At 44.8% G+C, this 934-nt stretch carries 2 protein-coding genes; both read right to left on the bottom strand.

All coding sequences use genetic code 11. The annotated features are described in order from the left end of the window. Positions 1-74: 74 nt before the first annotated feature. On the bottom strand, positions 75-434 hold the full coding sequence (locus ACWPAB_RS15335; protein ID WP_003597616.1) for a PH domain-containing protein: 360 nt from the start codon (positions 432-434) through the stop codon (positions 75-77). Between the two features lie 5 nt (positions 435-439). Further along, positions 440-934: DNA/RNA non-specific endonuclease (locus ACWPAB_RS15330; RefSeq protein ID WP_179948529.1), on the bottom strand; the 495-nt coding region annotated here is incomplete at its 5' end.

Raw genomic sequence — 934 nt, 5'->3', positions numbered from 1 at the left:
CGCCCTTAACAGCAGTCTTCAAATGGTTGTATTGGCCTTCCTGAAGATAGTTCTTAAAAGATACTAGACAGGTTCTAAGATGAAAATGGCAAGCGCTGAATGATCATTGGTTCTTTCATATTAAGTGCGATTTTCTTATGGCTGTGGGCTTTTTTTATCTGGACTGCTTGTTCATTGATCCACCGGGTGCAGTCAGCGTGATGTTCACCCCGAAAATAAATCTTCCCCGTGCTAAAGCCGATGACGGCAAATTTACGTTTTTCGCAAACAGCCGCCATTTTCTCTAAGGTTTGGTCAGAAATACTGTCCTCAGAGTTTAGCAAGCGACGTACAGTCCGATCATTGATCTTGGCTTGTTTGGCAAATTCTGGATTGCTAAGCTTGTTCCTGTCGATATAGACTTGGACTAGTTTACGAACCACTTCACGATTCAATTCGATCACTCTCCATTCAGTTGAAATGAGCCGTTATTGTAGTTAATAGTTACCCCTGATTGCGTATTGAAGACCCAGACATTAGCTTGAAACTGTGATGGATTGTTAATCGACTGCACCAAAACGTGTGTGCCACGCGGTACCAGTTCTTGGCCAACGTACACGGGAATAACCTGATAAGCGACCGCATCGTCTTGGTGTGAGCTAAGATAATTGCGCGTCAGAGTTTCTGTGTAAGCCATACCACCGGCATTTCGTTGGTCATTGGTACCAACATTTTGAGCACGAGTGCCAAGAATCACATTATGAGTCTGCATATCGCCACCTAGCGACCACGCTAACAGGTGGCTTTTATTATACAGATAACCTCGATAACCGTTAAGTTGGACCATTCGGTTATTGTTGCTGCGGCCAAACCATTGTTGCAGGTTTTTGTTATACACGCCATCAGCGTACTCACCGGCAACCTTCGTGGTTTTAGGAAAGGCTGGTCGCTTGCG

It is taken from the genome of Lacticaseibacillus sp. 30, from assembly GCF_053819265.1.
Note: the sequence above shows the minus strand (reverse complement) of the source record. Positions and strands in the feature narration are given on the sequence as shown.